Raw genomic sequence first — 25,103 nt, forward strand, 5'->3', positions numbered from 1 at the left:
AACGCCGCCTGCCACATTCATGGCAGGCGGCGTTCGCGCTGTGATTCGCTGGGCGTCTAGTCGTCAATGTCCACGGGCTTGAGCGCGGCGTCGAGGTTGACCTCTACGTCATCGCCGGTGCCCGAACGGAATTCCACTTCATACGCCTCCGGAGCGTCGTCGCTGGCGGAGATCGATTCAAGGCTCAGCTCTTTACCCTGAGCGGCGGCTTGCGCGGCGGTGGCTACCGCGTCGAGCTGGGACAGGTCAAGCGCCGGCTCGGCGTCGTCATCTGCGTCGGCCTTTTCCACTGCCGAGGCCTTGATGCTGCCGTCGGCAGCTACGAACAGCTCCTGTTCGTCGTGGTTGGCGAAAAGTACCTCTACCTCGTAGCCGCCGCGTTCCACCTCGATGGAGCTCACGGACTGGGCGTTGGCGTGGGTCAGGGCCGCCTGGGCTGCGGTGCGCAGTGCGTCGATGCTGGCATCGGCCAGCGTACCGGTGTGCTTGCGGTCGTCGTGGTCATTGTCATTGTCGTCGTCATCGTGGCCGGTTGCCTGCTGGGTGGCGGCAGGGGAAGCGGCTGCCGGCTGCGTCGAGTCGTCGGCGTTGGCTGAACTTGCCGCGTAGGCGGTGCCGGCGGCCGCCAGCAGGGCGACGAGCGCTGCCGCGGTGATGCCGTAGGCCTTGCGGCTGCTGCGGGTCTGGACTGGGGCTGGGGTCTGCTGTTCGTTGTTCATGCTTCTACTGTGCCCAAAGGGTGCTGAAGGCTTTCTGAAGCTTCCTGAAAGCCTCTTCAGCTTCCCGGCAGCCAGAGCGTGAACCGGGCCCCGCCCAGGGAGGAATCCCCCACGCTGATCTGCCCGCCATAGGACTGGACGACCTGCTTCACGATCGCCAGCCCCAGCCCGCTGCCGCCCGAATCCCTGGCGCGCGATTCGTCCAGCCGGGTGAAGCGTTCAAAGACTGCCTGGCGCTGCTCCTGCGGCACGCCGCTGCCGTCGTCGTCCACGCTCAGCGTGATGCCGCCGTCCTGGCCGGCTTCCAGCGACAAGGCGACGACGCCGTGTGCATGGCGGGCCGCGTTGTCGGCAAGGTTGCGCACCACGGTGGTCAGCAGCTGCGCATTGCCGGTGATCCGTGCTGGGTGCACGGCGGAGGAATCGACCGTCAGGCCCATCCTGCGCAGCCTCTGCGCCTGCCCGAAGAGCAGGTCGTCCACGTCCAGCAGCTCTACAGCATAGCGCTGTCCTTCATCGAGCTTGGCCAGCAGCAGCAGGCCTTCGACCAGCTGCTGCATCCTTGCGCCTTCCTGCAGCACGGTGTCGCTCAGGGTGGCCAGCGAGGTGGCTTCGGGGTGGCGGGATGCCAGCTCGGCATGCTGGCGCATGGTTGCCAGCGGCGAGCGCAGCTCGTGGGAAGCGTCGCTGACGAACTGGTTCTGGGTCTTCTGCGCCTGTTCGAGCCGGCCGAGCATGTGGTTCATGGTGGCGGCCAAGGCGCCGAGTTCGTCGGCTCCCGCGTTGACCCGCTGGGCCAGGTCCGTAGGACCGATCGCATCCACTTGGCGGCGCAGCTTCTCCACCGGGGCCAGCGCCCTTCCGGTGACGATCCAGACGACAGCGAAGATCAGCAGCACCACCAGCGGGATGCCGATGGCCAGCAGCATTCTGGTGGTGGCCACAGCTTCTTCAGCCTCGCCCAGCGATCGCGCCACAGTCAGCCGCCCGGCATCGGTCTTTTGCGAGTCCGCGAGGTATGGTTCGCCGTCCACCATGACGCGGGTAGGTGTCTTGACCTGCGGCAGGTCCGCGGCCTCGTCGTCGTTGAACGTGGTCTTGGCACCGTCCAGCCGCACGAGGATTCCCTCGTCATAGGAGTCGAGGATGCCCGGGTTGTCCTCCACCTGGTCCCCCAGGTTCTCCAGGTCCTGGCCCAGAGCACTGGCCACCTGGTCGTGCAGCGTGCTTGAAAGGATCTGGCTGGTGGCGAATCCGGCGATGCCCAGCACCACCGCGACGATCAGCACCGCCGTGGCGGTGACGCGGGCCCTGATGGACCGGGAGGTTCTTGGTGCCACGCCTAGCCGCCGTTTCCTGCCAGCCGGTAGCCGGTGCCGCGCACCGTCTGGATGGCGTCGCGGCTGAACGGGCGGTCGACCTTGGAGCGCAGGTGGCCGACGTAGACCTCCACAATGTTCTCTTCCCCATCGAAGTCGTCTCCCCAGACGTTGGCGATGATTTCGCGTTTGGTGACCACTTCGCCGGTGCGGCGCATCATGAAGTCAAGCACCGCCAGCTCCCTGGCGGTGAGCTGGATCTGGGTCTCGCCGCGGAAGACCTGTCTGGCCGCGGGGTCGAGCCGGAGGTCTCCTGCTTGGAGCACGGTTGGCCGTTCGCGGGCCTGGCGGCGGGTGAGCGCGCGCAGCCGCGCCACCAGCACCGGATAGGAGAAAGGCTTGGTCAGCCAGTCGTCGCCTCCGGTATCCAGCCCTTCCACTTCATCCCATTCGCCGTCTTTTGCTGTCAGGAAAAGCACCGGGGTCCAAATTTCCTCCGCGCGCAGGGCTTGGCAGACCCGGTATCCGCTCATCTGCGGCATCATCACATCGAGGATGATCACGTCGTAGTCGGCATTCGTGGCAAGCTTCAGCCCATCTGCTCCGTTGTGGGCGACGTCAACTACCATGCCTTCGGCTTCCAGGCCTCGGCGTATGCCGTCGGCGAGGCGCACTTCGTCATCAACCAGCAAAATCCTCATAATCTCATGCTAGTTCCCGGTAGCTGAAGCCCCGCTGAAAGCCCTGCTGAAGCCCTGGCACGACGGCTTCCATAGCCCCCGAACCTCAACAAACGCTGATATGAACCCATTTCGAAAAATGGTATACCGTTTTAGTTGAAAGTTAACAACGAAACAAGGGCGCCGCGGAGCCAGCACTTACGCACCATCTGCGCCCACAGTGAATTGGAGACATATGAAACGCCTCGCATTCCCAGCCCTCGGCATTGGACTCGCGCTCGCGCTCCAGGGCTGCGCCGCTGGAGGCACCGCCGAGCCAACTGCAACGACCACCGTCACCGCATCTCCCACTGACGCTGCCGATAACACCAGCGCCTCCCCCAGCGAGGAACAGGCTCCCGCCGCCTCGGTCAGCGAAAGCACCGCTAAGGAGGCTGTCACCACCGCCTACGATGAATCTCGACGGACGGTCTTCACGTTGGACGCCGCCCAGATTTCATCATTCACCGGGCTGGATTTCAGCAGCACCGAGCAGTCCGAGCTCATCGACAGGCTCAGCGAACAGTCCCGCTGGGAATCCCAGTCGAATACCAAGAAGTATGCGCAGCTGATTGCCTCGGCAATGACGAAGGAAAGCGACAGCGCCCGGGACGCACTGCGCGAAATGAACAAGGACGAGCGGGCCAAGCTGCGCGTCTACGTTTCACACAACCAGCACGCGACCGTCGCCCACATCGGCGTCACCCACGACGACAAATAGTCCCAGAATTAACAGCAGCGCTCGCATCAAGCTGAATGGATGCGAGCGCTGTGCGGGTTTTGGGGCTCTAGATAAAGGAGAAATCGCTGCGGCGGTCCCCGATGCGGGAAATCTCCATCACCTCGGAGGTATAGCGGAAGGTCGGTATGCCGTCTTCTCGCAGGTCGAGAACAAACTGGGCAGATTTTCCAATTTCCAACTGTTCAACTGACAAGACGGTCACATGCTCCTCGTCGCGGCGCATGATCTGAATCTGGGCTCCGTCCATACTCTGGTGCATCCTGCGCGCGCCAGGCAGCCGGCGAAGCATGCTGTTGATGCCAACGCTCAGCTCATAGATACTGCCAGAGGCTGTAATGATCTCGTACACGCCAGGTTTTAGCGACATGCAAATATTGTATCGGCGGGGCCATCAATATGGCTGAGAAAATTCTCGGATCCTGAAAACTAGGGTCCACCGACAAGCGTGGTGGTGAAATACAGCGCAGGCAATGCGATAAATCCGAGGCCCGCAGACAGCAGCACACCGGCCAGCGAATTCTTGCTCCAAGCGCTGATCGCTCCGGCAATGCCAAAAGCCAAGGGCAGGAACAGCATCCACATCGGACGGGCAACTCCGGAATTGGTCCAATCCACCAGTGCAAGGGTGGACAGGACAACCAATGCCACCATCACGGTGCACAGCAGCGGGACTCGCCCGGCCTTCACTGCGGTATCTGCCGCCATTATCTTTCCATTCCCTCTGGTCATTGAGCCACCGTCAATTACAACCACAGTCGGCTCAGAATTCCAAGGCCGGCCAACAATCTGCCAGGCCGTCCCACAAAAAGAAAAATCCCGAAACTCTGCTGAGTTTCAGGATTTTTCCATTTGGTGGAGGTAAGGGGATTCGAACCCCTGACCTTCTGCATGCCATGCAGACGCGCTACCAACTGCGCCATACCCCCAAATGAAGGGCGGTTTCTTCGGTCTTTACGACCTCCGAACCGAGATAAAACTCTACCGGAGGTTTTGCGAAAACACCAAATCGGGATTCAGAGACGCTGATCACATATCTCTATTCACTTTGTCGGAGGGTGATGGCAGAATGTGGCACGTGGATCGATCGGTCCCACCCACCCAACGAAAGGCGCGATCCTATGAGCATTGGACTGACCCCTTACCTTCGTTTCGCCGGCGATGCCAAAGAGGCCATGGAGTTCTACCACTCCGTCCTCGGCGGAGACCTGTCAATGATGACTTTCAAGGAAGGCATGAATGACGACAACCCGGCCACCACCGACCTGATCATGCACTCTTCATTATTTGTTGAGCGCGGCATCCACATCATGGCTTCGGATACCCCGCCGGAAATGAACGTCACCGGCAACGGAACCATTGCCTTGAGCAGCGATGGCACTGACGAGTCCGATGACGCACCGCTGCGTGCCTGGTGGGACGGCTTGCAGGAAGGCGCCCGCATCGACATGCCGTTGGCAACCGCGCCGTGGGGCGACTCCTTCGGCCAGCTGACCGACAAGTTCGGCGTCACCTGGATGTTCAACCTGTCCGCCGTGCGCGGCTAGCTACTGGATTTTGGCCTGTTCCTGGGCCGCGAGTGCTTCGCGGCCTACGAGCAGGCCAATTTTCTTTGCCCGCAGCTGGGTCAGCCACGCCAGCAGCAGGCCTAGGGCGGCAAGCCCTGCGCCCACGATCGACGGAGCCCGGTAGCCCAGTCCTGCCGAGATGACCGCGGCGCCCAAGGCCGCTCCCACCGCGTTGGCAACGTTCAGCGCCGAATGGTTCAGCGAGGCCGCCAAGGACTGGGCATGCGGCGCCGAATCCATGAGCAGGGTCTGCAGGCTTGGCACCAACAGCGAGCCGACCGAGCCGAGGATGAAGACCATGATCAGGGTCGGGACCACCCAGCTGGTGACCGCGGCGAAGACCAGCATCGCTGCGATCATGATCAGGTTGCTCAACTTGATGGCGCCGAATACCGACCAGTCTGCCAGCCGCCCGCCGATCAGCGAGCCGGCGACCATGCCCAAGCCATAGAGCCCCAGGGCCAGCGGCACCAGGGTGATATCCAACCCTGTTTCATCGGTCAGGGTCGGGGAAATGTAGGAATAGACGGCGAAGAATCCGCCGAAGCCGACAATGCCGGTGGCCATGGCCAGCCATACCTGAATGTTCTTCAAGGCCGAAAGCTCGCGGCGCATGCTCGCCCCGGGTTCGGCCTTGTGCCACGGCACGAACACTGCGATCAGCAGCAGCGTCGCCAGGCCCACTGCCGCCACCGAAACGAACATCGAACGCCAGCCGACCATCTGCCCCAGCTTGGTCACCAGCGGGACGCCCGCAACATTGGCTACCGACAGCCCGAGCATGACCCAGGCGATGGCCCGGCCGCGCATGCTCGCCGGCACCAGGCTGCCTGCCAGCACACCGGCCAGGCCAAAGTACGCGCCGTGCGGCAGGCCCGCCAAGAAGCGGGTGACCAGCATCGTGCCGTAGTCGGGTGCAAAGGCTGAAGACAGGTTGGCCACGGTGAAGAAAGCCATGAGCAGCAGCACCGCCCGCTTGCGCGGCATCTTCGCGGCCAAGGCAGTGAGCACCGGGGCGCCGACCACCACGCCGATGGCGTAGGCGCTGATCATCAGGCCCATCTGCGAATTGGAGACATTCAGGTCTGCGGCGCCTTCCTGCAGCAGACCCATCATTGAAAATTCGGTCACGCCAATGCCGAAGCCGCCCATGGCCAGGGCGATAATGGCAAGCAGCAGCGGGGAGCCCGAAAGGTATTTGCTGGGCGAAGAAGTAGTCAAGTAGTTTTTTCCCTTGGAAGTCAGGTGGTTTCACGGCTTCATCGACGCCTGGTTCCATCGTAGTAGCCAGCCTCGCACCGCAAAATCACCAATCCCACAGATTTCTGTGGCACTGTTGAATTCCAATGTCCAAAACATCACATGGCCGATTATCGGCGGCTCGAATACTAGCGCGGCTGTTCGTCATCCTCGCTAGCCTTTGCCTTGCCGCCTTGATGGCGTTTCACCAGCTCATCCCCGACGTCGCAGGTTTGGGGCTCGTCATTGACAACCTCGCCCCGTGGCTCGGACTGGGCCTTGCGCTGCTGCTGATCCTGGCCATCGGCTCCGGCGGTCGTGGTACCTTCATCACACTGCTGGTTCCCGCCCTGGTCTGGGGCGTGCTCTTCGGCCCGGCGGCGCTTCCCGCCAAGGCAGTCGACTCCCCCGAAGCCTTGCATGTGGCCACCCAGAATGTGCACCAGGATGCCGTGCAGTCGGCGAAGACCTTGGCCGATTCCGGTGCCGATGTCATCACCCTGCAGGAACTGGGAAGCGGACAGATCGAACAGGTGACCAAGGCGCTGAAGAAGAGCCACCCGCATTTCTATTCGGTCAGCACCGTGGGCGTATGGAGCAAGTACCCGCTGTCCAACCCGCAGCCGCTGGATCTGGGGCTGGGATGGAACCGCGCGCTGCGCATCGACATCGCCACCACTGCTGGCCCGGTCCGCTTCTACTCGGTCCATGCTGCCTCCGCCCGGCCGATGGCCCATGGCGAACGCGACACCATGCTTGAAGCCCTGGGCAGCTACCTGGCCAACGACGGTTCGGCCCGGATCATTGCCGCCGGCGACTTCAACGCCTCGAACACCGACAGGCATTTCGCTCCCGTGGCCCGCCAGCTCGACCAGGTCCCCTATACCGGGTGGGGGCTGCCGATGACTTGGCCGCGCACCCCGTTCCCGATGCTCAGCATCGACAACGTGCTGACTCGCGGCGCTGGCGAAGCCTCGATGGAGCGCATCGCCGCCGGCGATTCGGACCACTATGCGCTGCGCGCGTCGGTGCTGCTGGCCGGCGGCTAGCTCAGACCGGTTTGGCGCAGGGTGATATTGATCCGCCCTGCCGCCAGCGGGCAGCGCGCCGGGGCTGTTCCCGGGAAGACTTTTGTCACCGCGTGGTAGGCGAAGCGCGAGGCCCCGTCGAAGACGAACAGGTCTCCGGAAGCCAGCCGCACATCCTGCCACGGCTGGTTGCGGTTCACGTTGTTGCCCAGCCTGAAGTTTGCCGAATCCCCGATGGACAGGGACACCACCGGGGCGTTGATCTTCTCATCCGCATCCTGGTGCATACCCATGACGGCGTCGATGTCGTAGTAGTTCACGATCGCCGCATCCGGGGTGTATCCGGCGGCTTTCTGCGCGTCTCCTGTGGCGTCGAAAACCGCGCGCCGCCCCAAGTCAACCAGCCATTGCTCCATGGGCGCAACAGGCGCCCCGTTGATGTCATCGGCGGTGCGCGAGTATCCGGAGGGGTTCCAATGCCAGCCAAGGCACAGGCTTTGAACGCTCATCGGGTTCTGGTTGATCAGCGTCTGGTGGGGCGGGACAGGACCTCTGCCCCATTCGAAGAACCTGCGGGCAATCCACGCTTGGGCTTCTTCGCTGAGCCAGTGGGGATAATGCCATGCACCGGAGCGAAGCTGCACCGGCTCGCGCGGCAGCGCGCTGTCGTCGAAGAGCGATTCCATCGTTAATATTTTCGCGGGCCTAGGGCTCTTCAGACACGTCGAGAGCCAGCAGCATCTTCGTATTTCGACTGATTTCTTCGGTGCCCAATGAAGCCCAACCCTGCGCATTCTTTGTCATCTGCTTGGCCAAGCGCAGTTCACGCATGGTCAAGGGACGGCTGTCCAGCTTGCGCTGAGGGTCGTGGATCACAAACAGGCCGTCTCTGGGAATCAAATACGGTTTTTCGTGCGTGGCCGCAATGCCATTGGTGTTCATGGGTGTCACCGCCTTCAGGCTCCTTATAGTACGTCGTTTCGGAGCCAGATTTCCTGCCTCAACATCTACACTTCACTGTATGGCATTGGTCTGCATCATTCCCTGTACTCATTGGATCAATGGATGGTTTCTCAGACTCTTTTCGGTGCCCGTCATCAGCATCGACGCAGTGGAGCATACAGGGGTGTGGGGCAAATCCAGCAGTTTCGAGATCGCTGATCCGTCCTCTCGGATTTCGGTCGGAGCACGCTATCGCGGCAGCAGCCAAGTCCTCGGCAGGCTGGAACTTCAGCTGCAGCTTGAACAGGTGGAATCAATGACCCTCCGGGCACGCAACGGCCTGCTCAACCATGAGCCGTTCAAGCTCAGCGTGATCTCGCAAGAATGTGGAAATCCCCACTAATCCCAAGCCAAAGAATCCACTAACAGGACTTTTTACGCATCGGTACGTAGGATCATGGGCATGGCAACATTTCAGGTTGTAGGCGAAGCACTCGTAGACATCGTCAATTCGGTGGCCCACCCCGGCGGTTCCCCGCTCAATGTAGCGGTAGGACTGGGACGCCTGGGCCACGAGGTCACCTTGCAGACCGGCATCGGCGATGACGAGAACGGCCGCAAAATCATCGAGCACCTCACCGAATCACATGTCAGCCTCGCCCAGCGCTGCGTCAGCGAAGAAGCCACTGGCCGCGCGACCGTCAACCTGGGCGACTACGGCGACGCCACCTACGAATTCGACCTGAACTGGTCCCTTGACTCGCTGGAAACCACCGACGCCCAGTTCCTCCACACCGGTTCCATCGCCGCGTTCTCCAAGCAGAGCGCCAGCCGAATCCAGGAACTGTTCACGACATCCCCGGCGCACCAGCTGCGCAGCTTCGACCCGAATCTGCGCCCGGCGCTGGCCGAAAAGCGCCGCATCGTGATTTCCCGGCTTGAGAAGTTCTATGCCCTGAGCCATGTGGTCAAGCTCAGCCACGAGGACGCCCTGTGGCTGTACCCGGGGTGGGACACCGCCCGCGTGCTGGGCCACATCTTGGATTTCGGCGCCAAGATCGCCGTGATGACCTTCGGCGTGCAGGGCGCCGAGCTGCGCACCGACCGCCACGAGGTGGCCCTGCCCTCCCTGGCAGTGCACGTCGCCGACACGGTGGGCGCCGGAGATGCCTTCATGTCCGGACTGCTGCACGCAATAGCCTCTGGACCACTGCATTCAGCGCTGCTGGATGACGCCCCGATGCACGAGGCCGACCTGGAGACGGCGGTGCAGATTGCCACCGCGTCTGCGGCCCTGACCGTGCAGCGCACCGGCGCCAACCCGCCGAGCCTCGAAGAACTCACCGGACTGATGACGACGCACCGCTAACTCGCTGGTGGCGTTATGATCATGTGATGCACCAGAAGTTCGGCAGCAGTGCGCGCTTCTTCGATGCGTCTTTGACATCTCGTCGCATTCCAAGGATGGCCCATGAGCTCTAAGGTTCCCGCCGCGGACAACACGCTGAAGATCCTGCGTCTTTTAGCGAGCCGCAAGACCCCCACCCCCGCAGCGATGATCGCCACGCTGCTGGATCTGCCGCGTTCCAGCGTCTACCAGCTGCTCAACGTCATGCTGGAGCATGGGTTTATCGCGCACTACCCGGAGGACAAGGCCTACGGGCTGGGCGTCTCCGCCTTTGAACTATCCAGCGCCTACACCCGACAGGAGCCGATGGCCCGGCTGGGCGCCCCGCTGATTGCGCAGCTGGTGGATAAGATCGGGGAAAGCGCCCACCTGGCGGTGCTGCACGGCGCCGATGTGCTCTACATCGTGGAGGAACGCGCCAAGGGCCGGCCCTCGCTGGTCACCGATGTGGGCGTGCGTCTGCCATCGCACCTGACTGCCTCCGGCCGCGCCATCCTGGCTTCGCTGCCCAAGAGCCAGGTCCGCGCCCTGTATCCAAGCTCTGCGAGCTTCACCAGCCGCGATGCGCCCACCGCAATTTCCAGCTATTCGCACCTGCGCCGCGAGCTGGACCAGACTGCCCAGCGCGGCTATGCGGTGGAGCGCGGGGATGTCACCACCGACTTCTACTCGCTGGCGGTAGACATCAAGGACGCCAACGGCTGGCCCGTGGCAGCGGTGGCAGTCACCTTCCTTTCGGACCGCATTCCGGAGGAAAAGTGGGATCAGCTGATCGCCCCGATCCGCGCCACCGCAGCGCAGCTGACCGCCCGCGTCCACGGCCGCCGCGCGTAAGTCTGAGATACCGGACAGCTCTGGGTAAATTCCCGTACCTAAACCCTCGATCATGGCGAATGATGGATATCAAGTTAGCCACGTTACATCGAAGGATCAAAGATGAGCCACGAACCACGAGTTGTCCGCGCACCACGCGGCACCGAACTGACCGCCAAGTCCTGGGCCACCGAAGCCCCGCTGCGCATGCTGATGAACAACCTCGACCCAGAGGTTGCCGAGCACCCAGACTCCCTGGTGGTCTACGGCGGCACCGGCAAGGCAGCCCGCTCCTGGGAAGCCTTCGACGCCATCGTCGACACCCTGAAGAACCTGGAAGAGAACGAAACCCTGCTGGTCCAGTCCGGGAAGCCAGTCGGCGTCTTCAAGACCAACAAGTGGGCACCACGCGTACTGATCGCCAACTCGAACCTCGTGGGCGACTGGGCCAACTGGGAGCACTTCCGCAAGCTTGAGGCCGAGGGCCTGATGATGTACGGCCAGATGACCGCTGGTTCGTGGATCTACATCGGCACCCAGGGCATCTTGCAGGGCACCTACGAAACCTTCGCGGCAGTTGCCAAGAAGCGCTTCAACGGCACCCTGGCCGGAACCCTGACCCTGACCGGCGGCTGCGGCGGCATGGGCGGCGCCCAGCCACTGTCCGTCACCCTGAACGGCGGCGCCGTGCTGATCGTGGACGTGAACGAGTCCCGCCTGCGCCGCCGCGTTTCCAAGCGCTACCTGGACGAGGTGGAGCTGGATCTGGACAAGGCACTGGAAAAGGTACTGGCAGCCAAGGCCGAAGGCCGCGCACTGTCCGTGGGCTACGTCGGCAACGCCGCCGAGGTCTTCCCGGCACTGCTCAAGCGCCACCAGGCCGGCGAGTTCACCATTGACATCGTCACCGACCAGACCTCGGCCCACGATCCGCTGAGCTACCTGCCGACCGAATACACCATCGACCAGTGGGATGCCGAAGCCAAGGCAGATCCCATCGGCTTCACCAAGAAGGCCCAGGCAGCCATGGCAGCCCAGGTCCAGGCAATGGTTGAGTTCCAGGATGCCGGCGCAGAGGTCTTCGACTACGGAAACTCGATCCGCGACGAGGCCCGCAAGGGCGGCTACACCCGCGCCTTCGAATTCCCAGGCTTCGTTCCTGCCTACATCCGCCCGCTGTTCTGCGAGGGCCTTGGCCCATTCCGCTGGGTTGCACTCTCCGGCGATCCAGAGGACATCCGCGTCACCGACGAGGCTCTGAAGGAACTGTTCCCAGAGAACGAGCACCTGCACCGCTGGTTGGATGCAGCAGCTGAGAAGGTCGAGTTCGAGGGCCTGCCGGCACGTATCTGCTGGCTGGGCTACGGCGAACGCCACAAGGCTGGCCTGCTGTTCAACAAGCTGGTTGCCGAGGGCAAGGTTTCCGCACCGATCGTGATCGGCCGCGACCACCTCGACTCCGGTTCGGTGGCCTCGCCATACCGCGAGACCGAATCCATGAAGGACGGCTCGGACGCAGTCGCCGACTGGCCGCTGCTCAACGCCCTGACCGCCACCAGCTCCGGCGCTTCGTGGGTCTCGATCCACCACGGCGGCGGCGTAGGCATGGGCCGTTCGATCCACGCCGGCCAGGTTTCGCTGGCCGACGGCTCCGAGCTGGCTGCAGCCAAGCTTGAGGCGCTGCTGACCAACGACCCAGGTATGGGCGTCATCCGCCACGTGGATGCAGGCTACGAGCGCGCCGTCGAGGTTGCCGAGGAGCGCGGCGTGGTCATCCCAATGCGCCGCAGCGCAGCCGACGCCAAGTAGTCAAGGCCGCATAACGCTAGTCCCTCGCCGGACTTAAAACCGGGCTGGTCGAACACCACACGGTTCGACCAGCCCAGAACCTTTTTAACTGAATGATCCCAGCGGCGGCTATGGCTTGCGGGTTTCAGCGCTGATGAACCAGGCCTGCTGCTCCAAGGCGGCAATGTATTCATGGAGGATATCCGCCGTGGTCGGATCCGCCTCGTCCACCGGGTCGTGAACTTCGCGCATCACACCCACCGTGGTTTGCAGGGCCTTGACGACCATGTCCACCGCGTTGGTGGTGAGGATTTCGGTATTGATCGGCTGTTCGATCTTGCTGTACTTCGCCACCGTTGCCGCCATCCCGTCCGGGGTGGCATGCAGTGCGCGCATGCGCTCGGCGATCTCGTCAGATCCACGCCGTGCAATATCCACGATCTCGTCCAGGTTCTGGTGAAGGTCGCGGAAGTTGGGGCCGACCACATTCCAGTGGATCTGCTTGCCCACCAGCTGCAGGTCCAGCAGGTTGACCAGTACCGACTGCAAGGCGTCACGCAGCTCGGCGGTGGCCATGAAACCATGTTCTGCATTCTCCCGGGCTGTTTTATGCGCCGGCGTACTCGATGTTTTCGACATGCTCTTCCTCTCGTTGCTGAGTCAGGACGCTTTCGACGCTACCCAGATTGCACGGCGCTTGGCACCTTTCCATCCGTTCGTTCGGGAAACACTCAGAAAAGGCTGGAGGGCCTCTTGCGAGGCCCTCCAAGTCACTAGTTTGCTGTATTCGGATTAGAGATCTGCGTCGGTTCCACCGTGCAGATGATCAAGCTTGCTTGGCCCTGCCACGAATCGAAAGAATCCCCAGCACATGGCCAGCATGGCCCAGATGGCGCCGAGCCACAGCGGTGCGGTATCAGTTGGACCGCTGTGCGGCACGATGTAGATGAATGCAAGGAACAGCATGGCGATCAGCGCTCCGCCGATGACCAGTCCCATTCCTCCGCGCTTCTTGTGCGGCATAGCTACTCCTTGAATAGGGTCGCCCGCCGTGCCTGGGCGACGCTAGAAATGAGGGATGGGGTACCTTTTCATCCAGCCTCCCGGGTGCCGTTTCCCACCAGATCTTCCTCGTGGTGAACCTAGGATACGCCGAATACATCACAGTTGCATTGCATATTTTGGACACTCAGCGGCCTCTACGGTTGCAGCGGCGGCCGCCCACGGCTCGCTCCCAGCGCTGCCTAGCGCAGAACTTCGTTTTCGTTGAATCCACCCAGGTGCACCGCGGGCAGATCGTCTCCGATGGCGTCACCCTGCGCCTTGACCGGCTGGCGGACGACATCATGGTGCCCACCCGCACCTTCGCAAAAATAAGCGAAGAGGCCGAGGCGGCCTATGCGTTCTGAACCTCACACGTAAACAGCCTTATCCGAGATGATTTTGCGGGGAAGATCGGCCACCATGGAAGTATCAGCACTTCCCCGCATCAACAGAAGGATGAGCATGAATAAGAGCACGACGACCCGCCTGATCGCCCCGATTGCAGCAGGACTGCTCATGCTTTCGCTCTCCGGCTGCGTCAGCATCGAGCAGAAGCCCAGCGAAGAAACCGCTTCGGCCTCGCCGTCGCCATCCATTGATGCTTCAGTCACCCCCAGCCCAAAGGCCACCGACGGCACGGCGACTCCCAGCGGCAATGTCCCCAAGGAAACTGCCTCCGGGGACAGCTTCCAGCAGTCTTTCGAAACCATCTTGAAGCACGCCACCAAGACCAAATGCGCAGGCAATGACACGATCGACGCCAATGGCAAGATCCTGTTCCTGATCGGCGACTGCAGGGACATCAAGATCACCGGCACCGGCAACATGATCGTTTCCAACCACATGAAGTCCCTGGAAATCACCGGCGCTGGAAACATCGTCGCGGTGAAGTCGCTGCGCGAGGTCAACGTCTCCGGCATGGGCAATACCGTCGGATGGCGCAGCGGCGACACCACCGCCAAGGACACCGGGGATTCAAATGCCCTGGGCAAGGATGCGCTGGCTGGCGTTCCGCTGGATTTCTAGCAGCTTCCAGCACCGCGCAGACATGGCAAGTCTGGGATCTCAGACAGATGACGAATAATTGCCAAGCATAAACTCCGGGACTGCCGAACAATTGAATTCAAGAGAACTTGACCAATTGAACGGATGAACATGCCTACGCAGCTTGCCACCGAAGTAACCCTCAGCCTGTCCGGCGCGACCGCAGAAGACGTCATCGCCGTCGCCCGCAACAACGCCCACATCACCATCGACCCTGCAGTGCTCACCGAGCTGGCAGCGGTCCGCGCCCACATCGACGCACTGGCATCCGCCGAGACCCCGGTCTACGGCATCTCCACCGGCTTCGGCGCATTGGCTACCCGCCACATCGCCCCTGAAGACCGCGCCAAGCTGCAGCGTTCGCTGATCCGCTCCCACGCCGCTGGCATGGGCGCCCCAGTAGAGCGCGAAGTAGTCCGCGCACTGATGTTCCTGCGCGCCAAGACCCTTGCTTCGGGCCGCGCCGGCGTCCGCCCGGTCGTGCTTGAAACCATGGTCGGCCTGCTCAATGCAGGCATCACCCCAGTGGTCCGCGAATACGGTTCGCTGGGCTGCTCGGGCGACCTGGCTCCGCTGTCGCACTGCGCACTGGTGCTGATGGGCGAAGGCGAAGCCACCGACGCCGAAGGCAATATCCGCCCGGTTCCAGAGCTGTTCGCAGAAGCTGGCCTGACCCCGATCGAGCTTGCAGAGAAGGAAGGCCTGGCGCTGGTCAACGGCACCGACGGCATGCTCGGCCAGCTGGTCATGGCGCTGGCAGACCTCGATGAGCTGCTGGACATTGCAGATGCCACCGCAGCGATGAGCGTCGAAGCTCAGCTGGGCACCGACCAGGTCTTCCGCTCGGAGCTGCACGAGCCACTGCGTCCGCACCCAGGCCAGGGCCGCAGCGCACAGAACATGTTCGCCTTCCTCGCCGGCTCCCCGATCGTCGCTTCGCACCGCGAGGGCGACGGCCGCGTACAGGACGCCTACTCGCTGCGCTGCTCCCCACAGGTTGCCGGCGCCGCCCGCGACACCATCACCCACGCACGCCTGGTCGCCACCCGCGAACTGGCAGCTGCCATCGATAACCCGGTAGTGCTGCCAAGCGGCGAAGTCACCTCCAACGGCAACTTCCACGGCGCACCTGTCGCCTACGTGCTGGACTTCCTGGCCATCGCTGTTGCAGACCTCGGCTCCATCGCCGAGCGCCGCACCGACCGCATGCTGGACCCAGCCCGCTCCCGCGATCTGCCAGCCTTCCTGGCCGATGATCCAGGCGTTGACTCCGGCATGATGATCGCCCAGTACACCCAGGCCGGCCTGGTTGCAGAGAACAAGCGCCTGGCAGTTCCTGCCAGCGTTGACTCTATCCCTTCTTCCGCAATGCAGGAAGACCACGTTTCCCTGGGCTGGCACGCTGCTCGCAAGCTGCGCACCGCCGTAGCGAACCTCCGCCGCATCCTTGCAGTGGAAATGCTGATTGCCGGCCGCGCCCTAGACCTGCGTGCCCCATTGAAGCCAGGCCCAGCTACCGGTGCCGTGCTCGAGGTACTGCGCAGCAAGGTTGCCGGCCCAGGACAGGACCGCTTCCTCTCCGCCGAACTGGAAGCAGCTTACGAGCTGCTGGCTGACGGCTCGGTCTACAAGGCTCTCGAAGCTCACCTGCCTGCATAACCTGCAGCGCAGGCCGCCGCAAGGCGTCGTCACGCGTCCCCGAAGAACCCACCGGTTCTTCGGGGACGTTCTTTTAACCATTTTTCGCCATGTCTTCGAGATCACCTTTTCACCCACTTGTAAATAACCCGCGCCTGCAACTATTGTTATTGCAAGAAACAAATACGCGCTATACAAGCTTGAAAAGGAGAGCATCGTGCCGCTTGCACTTCTAGCCCTTGCCACCGGAGCGTTCGGAATTGCCACCACCGAATTCGTCATTATGGGCCTGCTGCCACAGGTAGGTGCAGACTTCGGCGTCTCGGTGCCCACTGCAGGATGGCTGGTCACCGGTTATGCCTTGGGCGTCATGTTCGGAGCCCCGATCACCACTGTCCTGGGAACTAAAATCTCCCGCAAGAAAATGCTGCTGGGCCTGATGGGCCTATTGATCATTGGCAACATTGTCTCGGCCTTGGCACCGACTTTCGGCATCATGCTTGCCGGGCGCATCATCGCTTCCCTGGCTCACGGCTCCTTCTTCGGCATCGGCTCGGTGGTTGCCGCCGAATTGGTGGCGCCGGAAAAGAAAGCTGGAGCCATCGCCATGATGTTCACCGGCTCTACAATTGCCAATGTCATCGGAGTCCCGGCAGGAACCTTCCTCGGCCAAACTGCCGGGTGGCGAACTACCTTCGTGATGGTCGCAGTGATCGGCCTGATCGGAATGCTCAGCGTCGCCAAGCTGGTGCCGGAAATGCCAAAACCACAGAATGTTCGAGTCAAGAACGAGCTGGCGGCATTCCGCAGCATTCAGGTGGTTCTGGCCATGGCCATGACAGTGCTCGGCTTCGGCGGAGTATTCGCGGCCATTACCTACATTGCACCGATGATGACCCAGGTGGCAGGATTCCAAGAATCGTCAGTTACTTGGCTGATGGTGGTCTTCGGCCTAGGTATGGTTGCGGGCAACTTGATCGGCGGAAAGTTCGCCGACCGCAAGCTCATGCCAATGCTCTTTACAGCCCTTGGCGGATTGGCACTAGTACTGGCCCTCTTTACCTTCCTTGCCGACATCAAGCCGATCGCAGTGCTCTCCATCTTCCTCATCGGCGCCCTGGGCTTCGCCACCGTCCCGCCGCTGCAGAAACGCGTTCTGGACTACGCTCACGGTGCACCGACCCTGGCCTCGGCAGCAAATATCGGGGCCTTCAATCTGGGCAACGCACTGGCGGCATGGCTCGGAGGCATGACGATTTCCGCGGGACTGGGACTGACTTCCGCAAACATGGTCGGCGCAGTTTTGGCCGCATCAGCCCTCGTCCTCGCGATCGTGTCCCAGCGACTTGAAATCCGCGAGCACAACTCCTCGACGGCCAACCCGGTAGAGGCAGAACTTCACCCCGCCCACGCTTAATCCTCAACAGAACATATTCAGGGAGAAAATCATGAACCACGCAGCACCGTTGACCACCAAAGATGCCGAGACCCTCATCAATGCAGCACGCGCCGCTGCAGCCCAGGCCGAAGTCCCTGTCAGCATCACGGTCCTAGACGCAGGCGGACACCTGCTGGCCTTCCGCCGAGATGATCGAGCATTGCTCATCTCCGGTGAAACCAGCACGGCCAAGGCCTACACCGCTCTTCAGCTGAACTCGGCCACCGCTGAACTCACCGAACTGGTGAAGCCCGAGGGACCATTCCATTCCCTGCCGACAGCGCTTGGCAAGCCATTGCTGTTCATCGGCGGCGGCATCCCGGTACACCGAGACGGCGTGCTCATCGGTGCCATCGGCCTAGGCGGAGGCTCCCCGGAACAGGACCACGGATTCGCTGAAGCTGCGTTGCGCGCACTGTAGCTCGACCAACCGCGGCTGTGGGAGTGATAGCTGGCACCATCTTGCCCCGCAATCAGGGTGGAAGCGTACACTTGATGTTCGAAAGACTACGCATCACCCAAGGACGTCTGACGCCATGCAACGCACCATGTTCAAATCAAAGATCCACCGGGCTACCGTGACCCAGGCTGATCTGCACTACGTAGGTTCGGTCACCGTTGACTCGGATCTGCTCGCAGCCTCGGACATCCTGCCTGGTGAATTGGTCAGCATCGTAGACATCACCAACGGTGCACGCCTTGAGACCTACACGATTGCCGGAGAGCCAGGCAGCGGCGTCATCGGAATCAACGGCGCCGCGGCGCACCTGGTGCACCCGGGCGATTTGGTGATCCTGATCAGCTACGCGCAGATGGAGGATGCCGAAGCACGCAGCTACGTCCCCAGCGTGGTGCACGTGGATGCGGAGAACAAGATCATCCACCTGGGCGACGATCCTGCAGTGGCCATCGGCGACGACGTGATGACCCCGCCTTTTGCACAGATCACCGGCCACTAGCCAAATTTTCCTAGACCGCCGGCCCCATCATTGATGGGGCCGGCGGTTTTTTGGCGTTCAGGCCCGGAAATCATTCTCAGGGCACCCCTGCCAGTTCTTCGACAGATAGCCGACAATGTCCAGCGCGGCGCCAATGGGATAGTGCCTGTCATAGCGCCCATAGACATCGATGATCGCCCGGTTCAACGCCTCCTGGAAAAACGAGCACACCGCCTCGTGGCGCCATACGGCCATGGCAAGTTCCATCAGCTCAGCGTAGGTCAGTTCCAAACAGCGCTGCATGCGCAGTTCGTGGGCGATGCTCCACACCACTTCGCGGGTCAGTTCATGCCCTCCTCCGCAGTCGCACCATTCGATCCCCTTGCTGGGCAGCGCCCACACCCACGAGGTGCCTACCCTCGGAGTTTTCCCCTGCCGCCGAGGCTCGGGGTTCTGATTCATTGCGCTCATCGTGCCTCCAATCTCCTCGATCTTGGCAATTGCTTTCAGAGCTTCCACACTGAGGTGGATTCGAACACAACTTGAGCATACTACTTAATCTCGAATATATCTTCGAATAAAAGATTTCTCTTTCAAACCCGCCTCCGCCGAGAAGCGACAAACTCGTTAGCGCAGCGTCCAAGAACTCCGTGAGAGCTGGCGGAGCCATTTGTTCCATGCCTAGAATCAAGCCCAAGGACTGCTTGATGACGCAGTTGTACCTTTTGGGCAGGAGAAGCGGTTGGCCAAGCATAGTCGCCCCGATGACAGGCCCGGGGCTCCTGATCGGCAATGGAATGAGCTGCTCCAGGAAACGCGGGTCATGCAGACCGGGATCCAAATCCTGGCCGCATTCTTGGTGGTGCTGCCCTTCCAAACCCGTTTCCAGTTGTTGACCCGAGGCGAAGAAAACGTCTATTTCGTCCTTCTTGCAGCGTCAGCACTGCTCATTGTGCTGCTTCTCGTTCCGGTGGCCATCCACCGGCACTTTTTCGGCCAACGGCTCAAACCCGAGATTGTGCGCGTGGGACACCACATCGTTAAATCAGTGGGAATGTGCGCCGGCCTTTTAATCGCCGGATGCGTCTGGTTCGTCGTTCACGTGCTTCGCGGCTGGCAGACATCTCTGTTGGTCGGCGGTTCGCTCATGGTTGTCACCATCTTTTTGCTCATCGTCATGCCGTATCTCATCAAGCCGTCATGGGTTGCAGGAACCGACTACCGCGATCAGGCGGCGGATGACAGCGAATCCACGTAGCGAAGTATGATCCGCATGGGAAGCACCCTGATACATCTTGGAAGTCCGCGGGAAACGGAACGTGCAACGTGCAGGGCCCAGCGATTGCGTCGCTGCACCGAGGCGGTCAATTCATAGCCGAATAGTTCCCGCACGCGCGCCGGCAGCTGTGCGATCGTGACATCGCGCATCAGCGGAAGGCCTAGCCTGATCCACCAGGGTGCCTGGGTGCCGGCAAAAAGCGCCTCGGCCTGCGCCTTGACCGAGGCGCTCACGCTCAGCTTTTCAAGGTAGGCAGAATAGTATTCGTCGAAGGCGGCCTCATCTTCCGGCCAATAGTCAACTGGCATCTGCAGGGCGTCGCCCAGGCGCGCGTACTGCTGGTAGAGCTCATTGCCGGCCTCAACGCTCCACCATGGGAGCACCTGTGCGCCGATCACCCGTGCAGAGTCGTAGAGCGTCGCCGCCACCCAGAGCTGAAGCCTCGGGTCGAAGGCCGAATAGGCAGGCTCCCCCGAATCCCGGTCCCGTGAGCCGTGGATGGGTCCATGAACGCGGTCCACATGCTCGATAATCTTGCGCTGCTGTTCTTCGGTGCCGTTGCTCAGCGCGTAGATGTAGTCCAGGGTATGCAGTAGCCGGGACAGGGGATTGGCGGCGAAGTCCGAATGCTCGGCTACGGCCCGCCCTACCTGAGGGTCGGCCAGCTGCAGCAGTATGGCCCGGCCGGCCCCGAGGAGTAGGGCCGCTTCCGGGGCAACTTTTGCTAGCCGGTCTCGTTCTCGTCCCACATTCAGCACCCTACGCCCGGAAGGCCCATCAATTATTTCTTGCGGTTCGTTGAACCAGCAGTTTCAAAGAGTTCGGGGTGGCGGCTGAGTTCCAAGCGCGTGCGGCGCAGGTGCCCGTACATCAGCCGCCCCGCCTCATCCGCGTCACGGTGCTTGAACGCCTCGACTAATAGTTTGTGCTCGTAGTGCGTCATCTGCAGGCCTTCCCAACCGATCAACCGGGTGTAAGCGCGCCGATAGTGGTGCGTGGTGTTCCACATGCGGGTAGCCATGCTGGCCAGCTGCGGCATCTGCGCTGCACTGTAGCTCAGTCGATGAAACTTGCGGTCAAGGTCCAGGTAGTCTTCCACGTTCCCTGCCTGTTCGATCTGCGCTTCCAGATCGACCAGCTGCGCGATGAGCTCGTCGCTGAAGTTCATGACCGAATGGCGCAGCAGCAGCGGCTCAAGCTGCTCGCGAATCAGATAGGTTTCGGTGCATTCGGCCAGATCGAGGCTCGAAACCCAAGCCCCGGTATTGGCTACCAGCGTCACCAGTCCATCGGATTCGACAATGCGCAGTGCTTCACGCACCGGCAGCCTGCTCACGCCGAAGTCCTCTGCCAAGAGTTCCTGCCGGATGCGCTCCCCCGGAATGCGGATCCCAGCAAGGATTTCACTGCGCAACCGGTCGGCGATCTGTTGGCTCACTGCCGCGCGGCCGGAGGTTGGGGCAGAATTCTTGGTCATGGATCCATTCTAGGGACTGCGGTGGTAGACGGCAGGCAGGCATCAGCCAGCCATGAACAGCCCGCCGTTGACATGCACTACTTCTCCCGTGACAAATGAAGCCGCATCGCTGGCAAGGAATGCCGCCACCGAGGCTACTTCGCCGGGCTGTCCAAAGCGCTGCAAGGGAGTCGACTCGAGCATGGCGTCTCCACGCTGGGCCACCAGGTCTTTCACCATGGAGGTGGCGATGGTTCCAGGGGATACCGCATTGACCCGAATTCCCTTCGGCCCGACCTCATGCGCCAGCGAGCGCACCAAGGCGATCAGCCCCGCCTTGCTCGCGGCATAGGCGGCGTGCTCTTTGCTGCCGCGGTGCCCGGCGAGCGAAGCGAACGCGGTAATGCTTGCGCCAGCGCCCATGCGGACCAGTGCTTCGCGCATCAGCGAGAATACCGCGTCGAGATTGATTTGCTGCACTCGGCGCCACTGCTCATCGCTGGTGTCCGCCACCGCCGACTGCGGGTAGATTCCAGCCACGGGAAAGAGCATGTCCAACTGCCCGTCTCCCGCCGCAAGCGCAACCGACTTCGCAATCATTTCCGGGTCGCTGGCATCCCCTGCCAGCAGCGTCAACTGCCCCTCGGCATGCTCCAGCCCCTGCGCCATCCGCTGCAGGGCTTCCATGCTCAGGTCCTGCGCGACGACCCGGGCGCCGGCGTGCAGCAGCAGGGCAACCAGCTCGCTGCCGATGCCGCCTGAGGCGCCGGTGACCAGTGCATTGCTGCCGTTGAAATCGTAGTTAATTGTTGCGTTCATTTAGTACCAGTCTCCTTGTACGGTCAGTCCGCCATCGGCCATCAACAGGTGGCCGGTGACATAGGACGAGTCATTTGTGGCCAAGAAATGGATGACATTGGCAATTTCTTCTGGCTTGGCGAAGCGGCCCAGCGGTGTTCTCGCTTCGATTCCTTCGGTGCGCAGTTTTCCCTGCTCGATGAGCACATCGGTGAAGGGCGTGCGCACATATCCGGGTCCTACCGCGTTCACGCGGATGGACTCGGACGCCCATTCGACGGCCAGGGTGCGTGTCAGCCCGGCGATCGCCGACTTGGCGGCGGTGTAGTTGGCACGCCCCGGCATTCCGGCGAGCGCCGCCACCGAGGCCAGGTTCACGATGCTTCCCTGCCCGCTGGCGCTCAGCAGCTTCCTTGCCGCCTGAGATACACGGAAGGTCCCATGGACGTGGATGTTCATCACTGACCCGAACTCTTCCTCGGTCATGTCTGCCGAGGGTGCCGGGCGCGCAATGCCAGCCGAATTCACCAATGCGTCGATGCGCTGTTCCCTTGAGGCAATGTCCTCGAAGGCCTGGGCTACCGACTGCGCGTCGGCCACGTCGATGAACAGGGCTCGCGCCGCCGGGCCAAGATCCCGGCTGGCTCGCTGGGCGGCGGCCAGGTCGAAATCCAAGAGGACCACGCTTCCCCCGCATTCCACCCATTTGGACGCTGCGGCAAGGCCGATTCCAGATGCTCCTCCGGTGACCGCCATGACGTTTTCCCGTCCCATGCCCTGTCCCATGCGCCCTCGCTTCGTTTCCCATGAAATCCATTGATTGGATCCAATACTAGCTCAATTTTGAGAAGTAGTTCACTTTTTACGGTTGATTGGATCCATTTTTCTGTTTACACTCGTTCAATGACACGGATCACCGTTGCCGGTGATCCGCTCAACAAACTTCAGCGAGGAATTACCGACCATGAGTGAACGCTCCCCACTTGCACCCGCCGCACCGTGGCTGCAGATCACCTCCACCGATGAGGATTGGAACACTGCGGACCCGCAGCTTTTGACGACCATGCTGCTGCAGATGCAGATCATCCGCTCCTTTGAACAAACGGTGTTGGAACTGGCGGGCGAAGGCCTGGTCCACGGCCCAGCCCACTCGAGCATCGGCCAGGAGGGTGCGGCTGTCGGCTCGGCCATCGACCTGCGCGCCGGCGACGCCGTCAATGGCACGCACCGCGGGCACCACCAGTTCCTCGCCAAGGCCCTGGCCTACCTGTGCAGCGCGCAGGGCAACCGCATGGATCCAGCTGCCGAGCTCGGCGATGAGGTTTCACAGCTGCTGGAGCGCACCCTTGCAGAGGTCCTCGGCCTCAAGACCGGTTTCAGCGGCGGCCGCGGCGGATCCATGCACCTGCAATGGATGGAAGCAGGAGCGCTGGGAACCAACGCCATCGTCGGCGGCGGCGTGCCGCTGGCCGCGGGCAACGCGTTCGCCCAGCGCCACACCGCAGGTGCTTCAGGCAGCGATCTGAGCGTTAGCTATTTCGGCGACGGAGCCTCCAACATTGGATCCACCTTGGAAACAATGAATCTGGCCGCCGCCTGGAAGCTGCCGATGGCCTTCTTCATCGAGAACAACCTCTACGCAGTCTCCACCCATATTTCCGACGTCACCGCAGAAACGCGTCTCTCGGCCAGGGGACCTGGCTTCGGCATCACTTCCTACCGGGTCGACGGCATGGATCCATTGGCCGTCTACCTGACCATGCAGGAGGCAGCCGAGCAGCTGCGCGCCGGTCGCGGCCCGGTGGTCATCGAAGCCGAGGTCTACCGCTACTTCCATCAGAACGGCCCGTTCCCAGGCAGCGCCTTCGGCTACCGCAGCAAGGACGAGGAAAAGGCTTGGAAGGAGCGCGACCCCATCGCCCGCACCGCGCAGGTGCTCATTGAGCGGGGCATCATGAGCGCCGACGAGATCCAGGCCATGACCGGCCGCGTCCAGGAAGCCTGCGCGGCGGCCGCGGCGGCCCTGACCGAGCAGGATCCGGGCGCCCGCGCAGGGCAGCGGCGCATCCGCCCAGAGTTGTGGCCGGATCCCAGCTTTGTCGATGTGGGCATCCGCTCGGATGCCTCGGAGCTTTCGGCAGCCAGCACCGTGGAACAGGAGGACTTCACCGGAGGCCTGACCGATCTGAAGTTTATCGACGCGGTGGCAGGGGTCATGGACGCGGCCATGGCGGCCGATGAGCGCATCGTGGTCATGGGCGAAGACGTCCACCGGCTCAAGGGCGGCACCAACGGCGCCACCAAGGGGCTGGTCGACAAGTATCCGAACCGCGTGCTCGGCACCCCGATCAGCGAGAACGCCTTCACCGGATTGGCCGGGGGCATGGCCATGGACGGCCGGCTGCGCCCGGTGGTGGAGTTCATGTACGCGGACTTCATGTGGGTGGCGGCCGACCAGCTGTTCAACCAGATCGGCAAGGCCCGCCACATGTTCGGCGGACAGGGAAACATGCCGCTGGTGCTGCGCTCCAAGGTGGCCATGGGCACCGGCTATGGCTCCCAGCATTCCATGGATCCGGCAGGCATCTTCGCCACCCAGCCGGGCTGGCGCATCGTCGCTGCCTCCACCCCCTATGACTACGTGGGCCTGATGAACACCGCCCTGGATCTGGAAGACCCGGTGCTCGTCTTGGAGCATGTTGACCTCTACGCCTCTACCGGCACCGGCCCGAGCGATGACTTCTCCTACCGGCTCCCACTGGGCAAGGCCGCCATCCGCCGCCCCGGCACCGAGCTGACGGTCCTGACCTACCTGGCCATGGTGGAACCGGCCCTGCAGGCGGCGGAATCGGCAGAACTGGATGCGGAGGTCATCGACCTGCGCTGGCTGGACCGGGCAAGCATCGACTGGGAGTGCATCGAAGAGTCCATTAAGAAGACCAACAACGTCATGATCGTCGAACAGGGCTCGGTAGGAACCGGCTACGGCGCCTGGCTTGCCGATGAAATCCAGCGCCGCTTCTTCGACTATCTGGACCAGCCGGTGCAGCGAGTCACCGGCGCCGAGGCCTCCCCGAGCATCTCCAAGGTGCTTGAACGCGCCGCCTTCGCAGGCGTCGAAGAAATCAGCCAGGGCTTCGCCCGGGCCGCGGCGAACTTGGGCCGCACCAGCAACTAGCACCAAAG

Annotated in this window: 30 protein-coding genes and 1 tRNA gene; 15 read left to right on the forward strand and 16 right to left on the reverse strand. The window is 62.2% G+C overall.

Translation table 11 applies throughout. The features are described 5' to 3' along the window. Positions 1–56 precede the first annotated feature (56 nt). The 3 genes from AUR04nite_RS06630 to AUR04nite_RS06640 are packed head-to-tail and all read right to left on the reverse strand — an operon-like array spanning position 57 to position 2,739. The gene (locus AUR04nite_RS06630; RefSeq protein WP_141363226.1) at positions 57–719 is read right to left on the reverse strand and encodes a PepSY domain-containing protein; all 663 of its coding nucleotides are present in this window, start codon (positions 717–719) and stop codon (positions 57–59) included. Positions 720–775: 56 nt separating this feature from the next. Next, a complete protein-coding gene (locus AUR04nite_RS06635) occupies positions 776–2,059 on the reverse strand; it encodes a sensor histidine kinase (RefSeq protein WP_141363228.1) in 1,284 nt (427 codons plus the stop codon). A 2-nt stretch (positions 2,060–2,061) separates the two neighbouring features. Next, on the reverse strand, positions 2,062–2,739 hold the full coding sequence (locus AUR04nite_RS06640) for a response regulator transcription factor (protein WP_141363230.1): 678 nt from the start codon (positions 2,737–2,739) through the stop codon (positions 2,062–2,064). Between the two features lie 214 nt (positions 2,740–2,953). Between AUR04nite_RS06640 and AUR04nite_RS06645 the strand changes: the two genes are divergently transcribed. Then, positions 2,954–3,478 (forward strand): hypothetical protein, encoded by a 525-nt coding sequence (locus AUR04nite_RS06645; RefSeq protein WP_141363232.1) that lies wholly within the window; start codon positions 2,954–2,956, stop codon positions 3,476–3,478. 67 nt (positions 3,479–3,545) lie between these two features. Here AUR04nite_RS06645 and AUR04nite_RS06650 read toward each other — a convergent pair whose 3' ends face one another. From AUR04nite_RS06650 to AUR04nite_RS06660, 3 genes are all read right to left on the reverse strand, one after another. After that, positions 3,546–3,866 (reverse strand): hypothetical protein, encoded by a 321-nt coding sequence (locus tag AUR04nite_RS06650; RefSeq protein WP_141363234.1) that lies wholly within the window; start codon positions 3,864–3,866, stop codon positions 3,546–3,548. 59 nt (positions 3,867–3,925) lie between these two features. Continuing rightward, positions 3,926–4,204, reverse strand: coding sequence for a hypothetical protein (locus tag AUR04nite_RS06655; protein ID WP_141363235.1), 279 nt, complete (start codon positions 4,202–4,204; stop codon positions 3,926–3,928). A gap of 145 nt (positions 4,205–4,349) precedes the next feature. Further along, positions 4,350–4,425, reverse strand: a tRNA-Ala gene (locus AUR04nite_RS06660). 192 nt (positions 4,426–4,617) lie between these two features. On the opposite strand from AUR04nite_RS06660, the gene AUR04nite_RS06665 reads away from it, so the two are divergent. After that, positions 4,618–5,043: a VOC family protein gene (locus AUR04nite_RS06665; RefSeq protein ID WP_141363237.1), complete on the forward strand. Its 426-nt coding sequence runs from the start codon at positions 4,618–4,620 to the stop codon at positions 5,041–5,043. Here the strand turns inward: AUR04nite_RS06665 and AUR04nite_RS06670 are convergent, their stop codons facing one another. Continuing rightward, complete coding sequence (locus AUR04nite_RS06670) at positions 5,044–6,285, reverse strand: MFS transporter (protein WP_281285111.1); 1,242 nt, start codon at positions 6,283–6,285, stop codon at positions 5,044–5,046. 215 nt (positions 6,286–6,500) lie between these two features. Here AUR04nite_RS06670 and AUR04nite_RS06675 point away from each other — a divergent pair, with 215 nt between their 5' ends. Beyond that, a complete protein-coding gene (locus tag AUR04nite_RS06675) occupies positions 6,501–7,352 on the forward strand; it encodes an endonuclease/exonuclease/phosphatase family protein (RefSeq protein ID WP_170184120.1) in 852 nt (283 codons plus the stop codon). Here AUR04nite_RS06675 and AUR04nite_RS06680 read toward each other — a convergent pair. Beyond that, a complete protein-coding gene (locus AUR04nite_RS06680) occupies positions 7,349–8,017 on the reverse strand; it encodes an alpha-ketoglutarate-dependent dioxygenase AlkB family protein (protein WP_141363243.1) in 669 nt (222 codons plus the stop codon). The two genes, AUR04nite_RS06675 and AUR04nite_RS06680, sit on opposite strands and share 4 nt — an antisense overlap. Positions 8,018–8,036: 19 nt before the next feature. Then, positions 8,037–8,273, reverse strand: a complete 237-nt coding sequence (locus tag AUR04nite_RS06685; RefSeq protein WP_141363245.1) for a hypothetical protein — start codon at positions 8,271–8,273, stop codon at positions 8,037–8,039. Positions 8,274–8,418: 145 nt separating this feature from the next. On the opposite strand from AUR04nite_RS06685, the gene AUR04nite_RS06690 reads away from it, so the two are divergent. The 4 genes from AUR04nite_RS06690 to hutU all read left to right on the forward strand — a co-directional run bounded on the left by AUR04nite_RS06690 (position 8,419) and on the right by hutU (position 12,303). Further along, positions 8,419–8,676, forward strand: coding sequence for a hypothetical protein (locus AUR04nite_RS06690; protein ID WP_141363247.1), 258 nt, complete (start codon positions 8,419–8,421; stop codon positions 8,674–8,676). A gap of 60 nt (positions 8,677–8,736) precedes the next feature. Next, positions 8,737–9,642 carry a carbohydrate kinase family protein gene (locus AUR04nite_RS06695; RefSeq protein ID WP_170184121.1) on the forward strand — a complete coding sequence of 302 codons (906 nt, stop codon included), beginning with the start codon at positions 8,737–8,739 and terminating at the stop codon, positions 9,640–9,642. Between the two features lie 102 nt (positions 9,643–9,744). Beyond that, positions 9,745–10,515 (forward strand): IclR family transcriptional regulator, encoded by a 771-nt coding sequence (locus AUR04nite_RS06700; protein WP_141363251.1) that lies wholly within the window; start codon positions 9,745–9,747, stop codon positions 10,513–10,515. 102 nt (positions 10,516–10,617) lie between these two features. Next, a complete protein-coding gene (hutU, locus tag AUR04nite_RS06705) occupies positions 10,618–12,303 on the forward strand; it encodes a urocanate hydratase (protein ID WP_141363253.1) in 1,686 nt (561 codons plus the stop codon). Positions 12,304–12,411: 108 nt separating this feature from the next. Here hutU and AUR04nite_RS06710 read toward each other — a convergent pair whose 3' ends face one another. Together AUR04nite_RS06710 and AUR04nite_RS06715 are read right to left on the reverse strand one after the other, a co-directional pair. After that, entirely contained in the window at positions 12,412–12,921 is a 510-nt protein-coding gene (locus AUR04nite_RS06710; RefSeq protein WP_141363255.1) for a Dps family protein, read from the reverse strand. A 153-nt stretch (positions 12,922–13,074) separates the two neighbouring features. Then, positions 13,075–13,305: a hypothetical protein gene (locus AUR04nite_RS06715; protein WP_141363257.1), complete on the reverse strand. Its 231-nt coding sequence runs from the start codon at positions 13,303–13,305 to the stop codon at positions 13,075–13,077. Positions 13,306–13,415: 110 nt separating this feature from the next. Here AUR04nite_RS06715 and AUR04nite_RS06720 point away from each other — a divergent pair, with 110 nt between their 5' ends. The 6 genes from AUR04nite_RS06720 to panD all read left to right on the forward strand — a co-directional run bounded on the left by AUR04nite_RS06720 (position 13,416) and on the right by panD (position 18,405). Next, the gene (locus AUR04nite_RS06720; RefSeq protein ID WP_141363259.1) at positions 13,416–13,691 is read left to right on the forward strand and encodes a hypothetical protein; all 276 of its coding nucleotides are present in this window, start codon (positions 13,416–13,418) and stop codon (positions 13,689–13,691) included. A 97-nt stretch (positions 13,692–13,788) separates the two neighbouring features. Beyond that, on the forward strand, positions 13,789–14,352 hold the full coding sequence (locus tag AUR04nite_RS06725; RefSeq protein ID WP_170184122.1) for a DUF3060 domain-containing protein: 564 nt from the start codon (positions 13,789–13,791) through the stop codon (positions 14,350–14,352). Between the two features lie 123 nt (positions 14,353–14,475). After that, positions 14,476–16,029 carry a histidine ammonia-lyase gene (hutH, locus tag AUR04nite_RS06730; RefSeq protein ID WP_141363263.1) on the forward strand — a complete coding sequence of 518 codons (1,554 nt, stop codon included), beginning with the start codon at positions 14,476–14,478 and terminating at the stop codon, positions 16,027–16,029. A gap of 196 nt (positions 16,030–16,225) precedes the next feature. Further along, positions 16,226–17,425, forward strand: coding sequence for an MFS transporter (locus tag AUR04nite_RS06735; protein WP_141363265.1), 1,200 nt, complete (start codon positions 16,226–16,228; stop codon positions 17,423–17,425). A 31-nt stretch (positions 17,426–17,456) separates the two neighbouring features. Continuing rightward, positions 17,457–17,867, forward strand: a complete 411-nt coding sequence (locus AUR04nite_RS06740; RefSeq protein ID WP_141363267.1) for a GlcG/HbpS family heme-binding protein — start codon at positions 17,457–17,459, stop codon at positions 17,865–17,867. A 115-nt stretch (positions 17,868–17,982) separates the two neighbouring features. Next, a complete protein-coding gene (gene panD, locus AUR04nite_RS06745) occupies positions 17,983–18,405 on the forward strand; it encodes an aspartate 1-decarboxylase (protein WP_141363269.1) in 423 nt (140 codons plus the stop codon). Positions 18,406–18,462: 57 nt separating this feature from the next. On the opposite strand, the gene AUR04nite_RS06750 is transcribed toward panD, so the two are convergent. Next, the gene (locus AUR04nite_RS06750; protein WP_141363271.1) at positions 18,463–18,855 is read right to left on the reverse strand and encodes a hypothetical protein; all 393 of its coding nucleotides are present in this window, start codon (positions 18,853–18,855) and stop codon (positions 18,463–18,465) included. Positions 18,856–19,126: 271 nt separating this feature from the next. On the opposite strand from AUR04nite_RS06750, the gene AUR04nite_RS06755 reads away from it, so the two are divergent. Beyond that, on the forward strand, positions 19,127–19,642 hold the full coding sequence (locus AUR04nite_RS06755) for a DUF6328 family protein (RefSeq protein ID WP_141363273.1): 516 nt from the start codon (positions 19,127–19,129) through the stop codon (positions 19,640–19,642). Here AUR04nite_RS06755 and AUR04nite_RS06760 read toward each other — a convergent pair. From AUR04nite_RS06760 to AUR04nite_RS06775, 4 genes are read right to left on the reverse strand one after another with little or no spacing between them, the layout of a single operon-like run. Beyond that, positions 19,612–20,412 carry an oxygenase MpaB family protein gene (locus AUR04nite_RS06760; RefSeq protein ID WP_170184123.1) on the reverse strand — a complete coding sequence of 267 codons (801 nt, stop codon included), beginning with the start codon at positions 20,410–20,412 and terminating at the stop codon, positions 19,612–19,614. The genes AUR04nite_RS06755 and AUR04nite_RS06760 overlap by 31 nt on opposite strands. A gap of 32 nt (positions 20,413–20,444) precedes the next feature. Next, positions 20,445–21,140 (reverse strand): GntR family transcriptional regulator, encoded by a 696-nt coding sequence (locus AUR04nite_RS06765; protein WP_141363277.1) that lies wholly within the window; start codon positions 21,138–21,140, stop codon positions 20,445–20,447. A 42-nt stretch (positions 21,141–21,182) separates the two neighbouring features. Further along, complete coding sequence (locus AUR04nite_RS06770) at positions 21,183–21,938, reverse strand: SDR family NAD(P)-dependent oxidoreductase (RefSeq protein WP_141363279.1); 756 nt, start codon at positions 21,936–21,938, stop codon at positions 21,183–21,185. Next, complete coding sequence (locus tag AUR04nite_RS06775) at positions 21,939–22,691, reverse strand: SDR family NAD(P)-dependent oxidoreductase (protein WP_246055420.1); 753 nt, start codon at positions 22,689–22,691, stop codon at positions 21,939–21,941. 190 nt (positions 22,692–22,881) lie between these two features. Here AUR04nite_RS06775 and AUR04nite_RS06780 point away from each other — a divergent pair, with 190 nt between their 5' ends. Continuing rightward, positions 22,882–25,095: an alpha-ketoacid dehydrogenase subunit alpha/beta gene (locus AUR04nite_RS06780; RefSeq protein WP_141363283.1), complete on the forward strand. Its 2,214-nt coding sequence runs from the start codon at positions 22,882–22,884 to the stop codon at positions 25,093–25,095. Positions 25,096–25,103: the final 8 nt, after the last annotated feature.

Origin of the sequence: Glutamicibacter uratoxydans, assembly GCF_006539925.1 — a bacterium.
Lineage (GTDB): Bacteria > Actinomycetota > Actinomycetes > Actinomycetales > Micrococcaceae > Glutamicibacter > Glutamicibacter uratoxydans.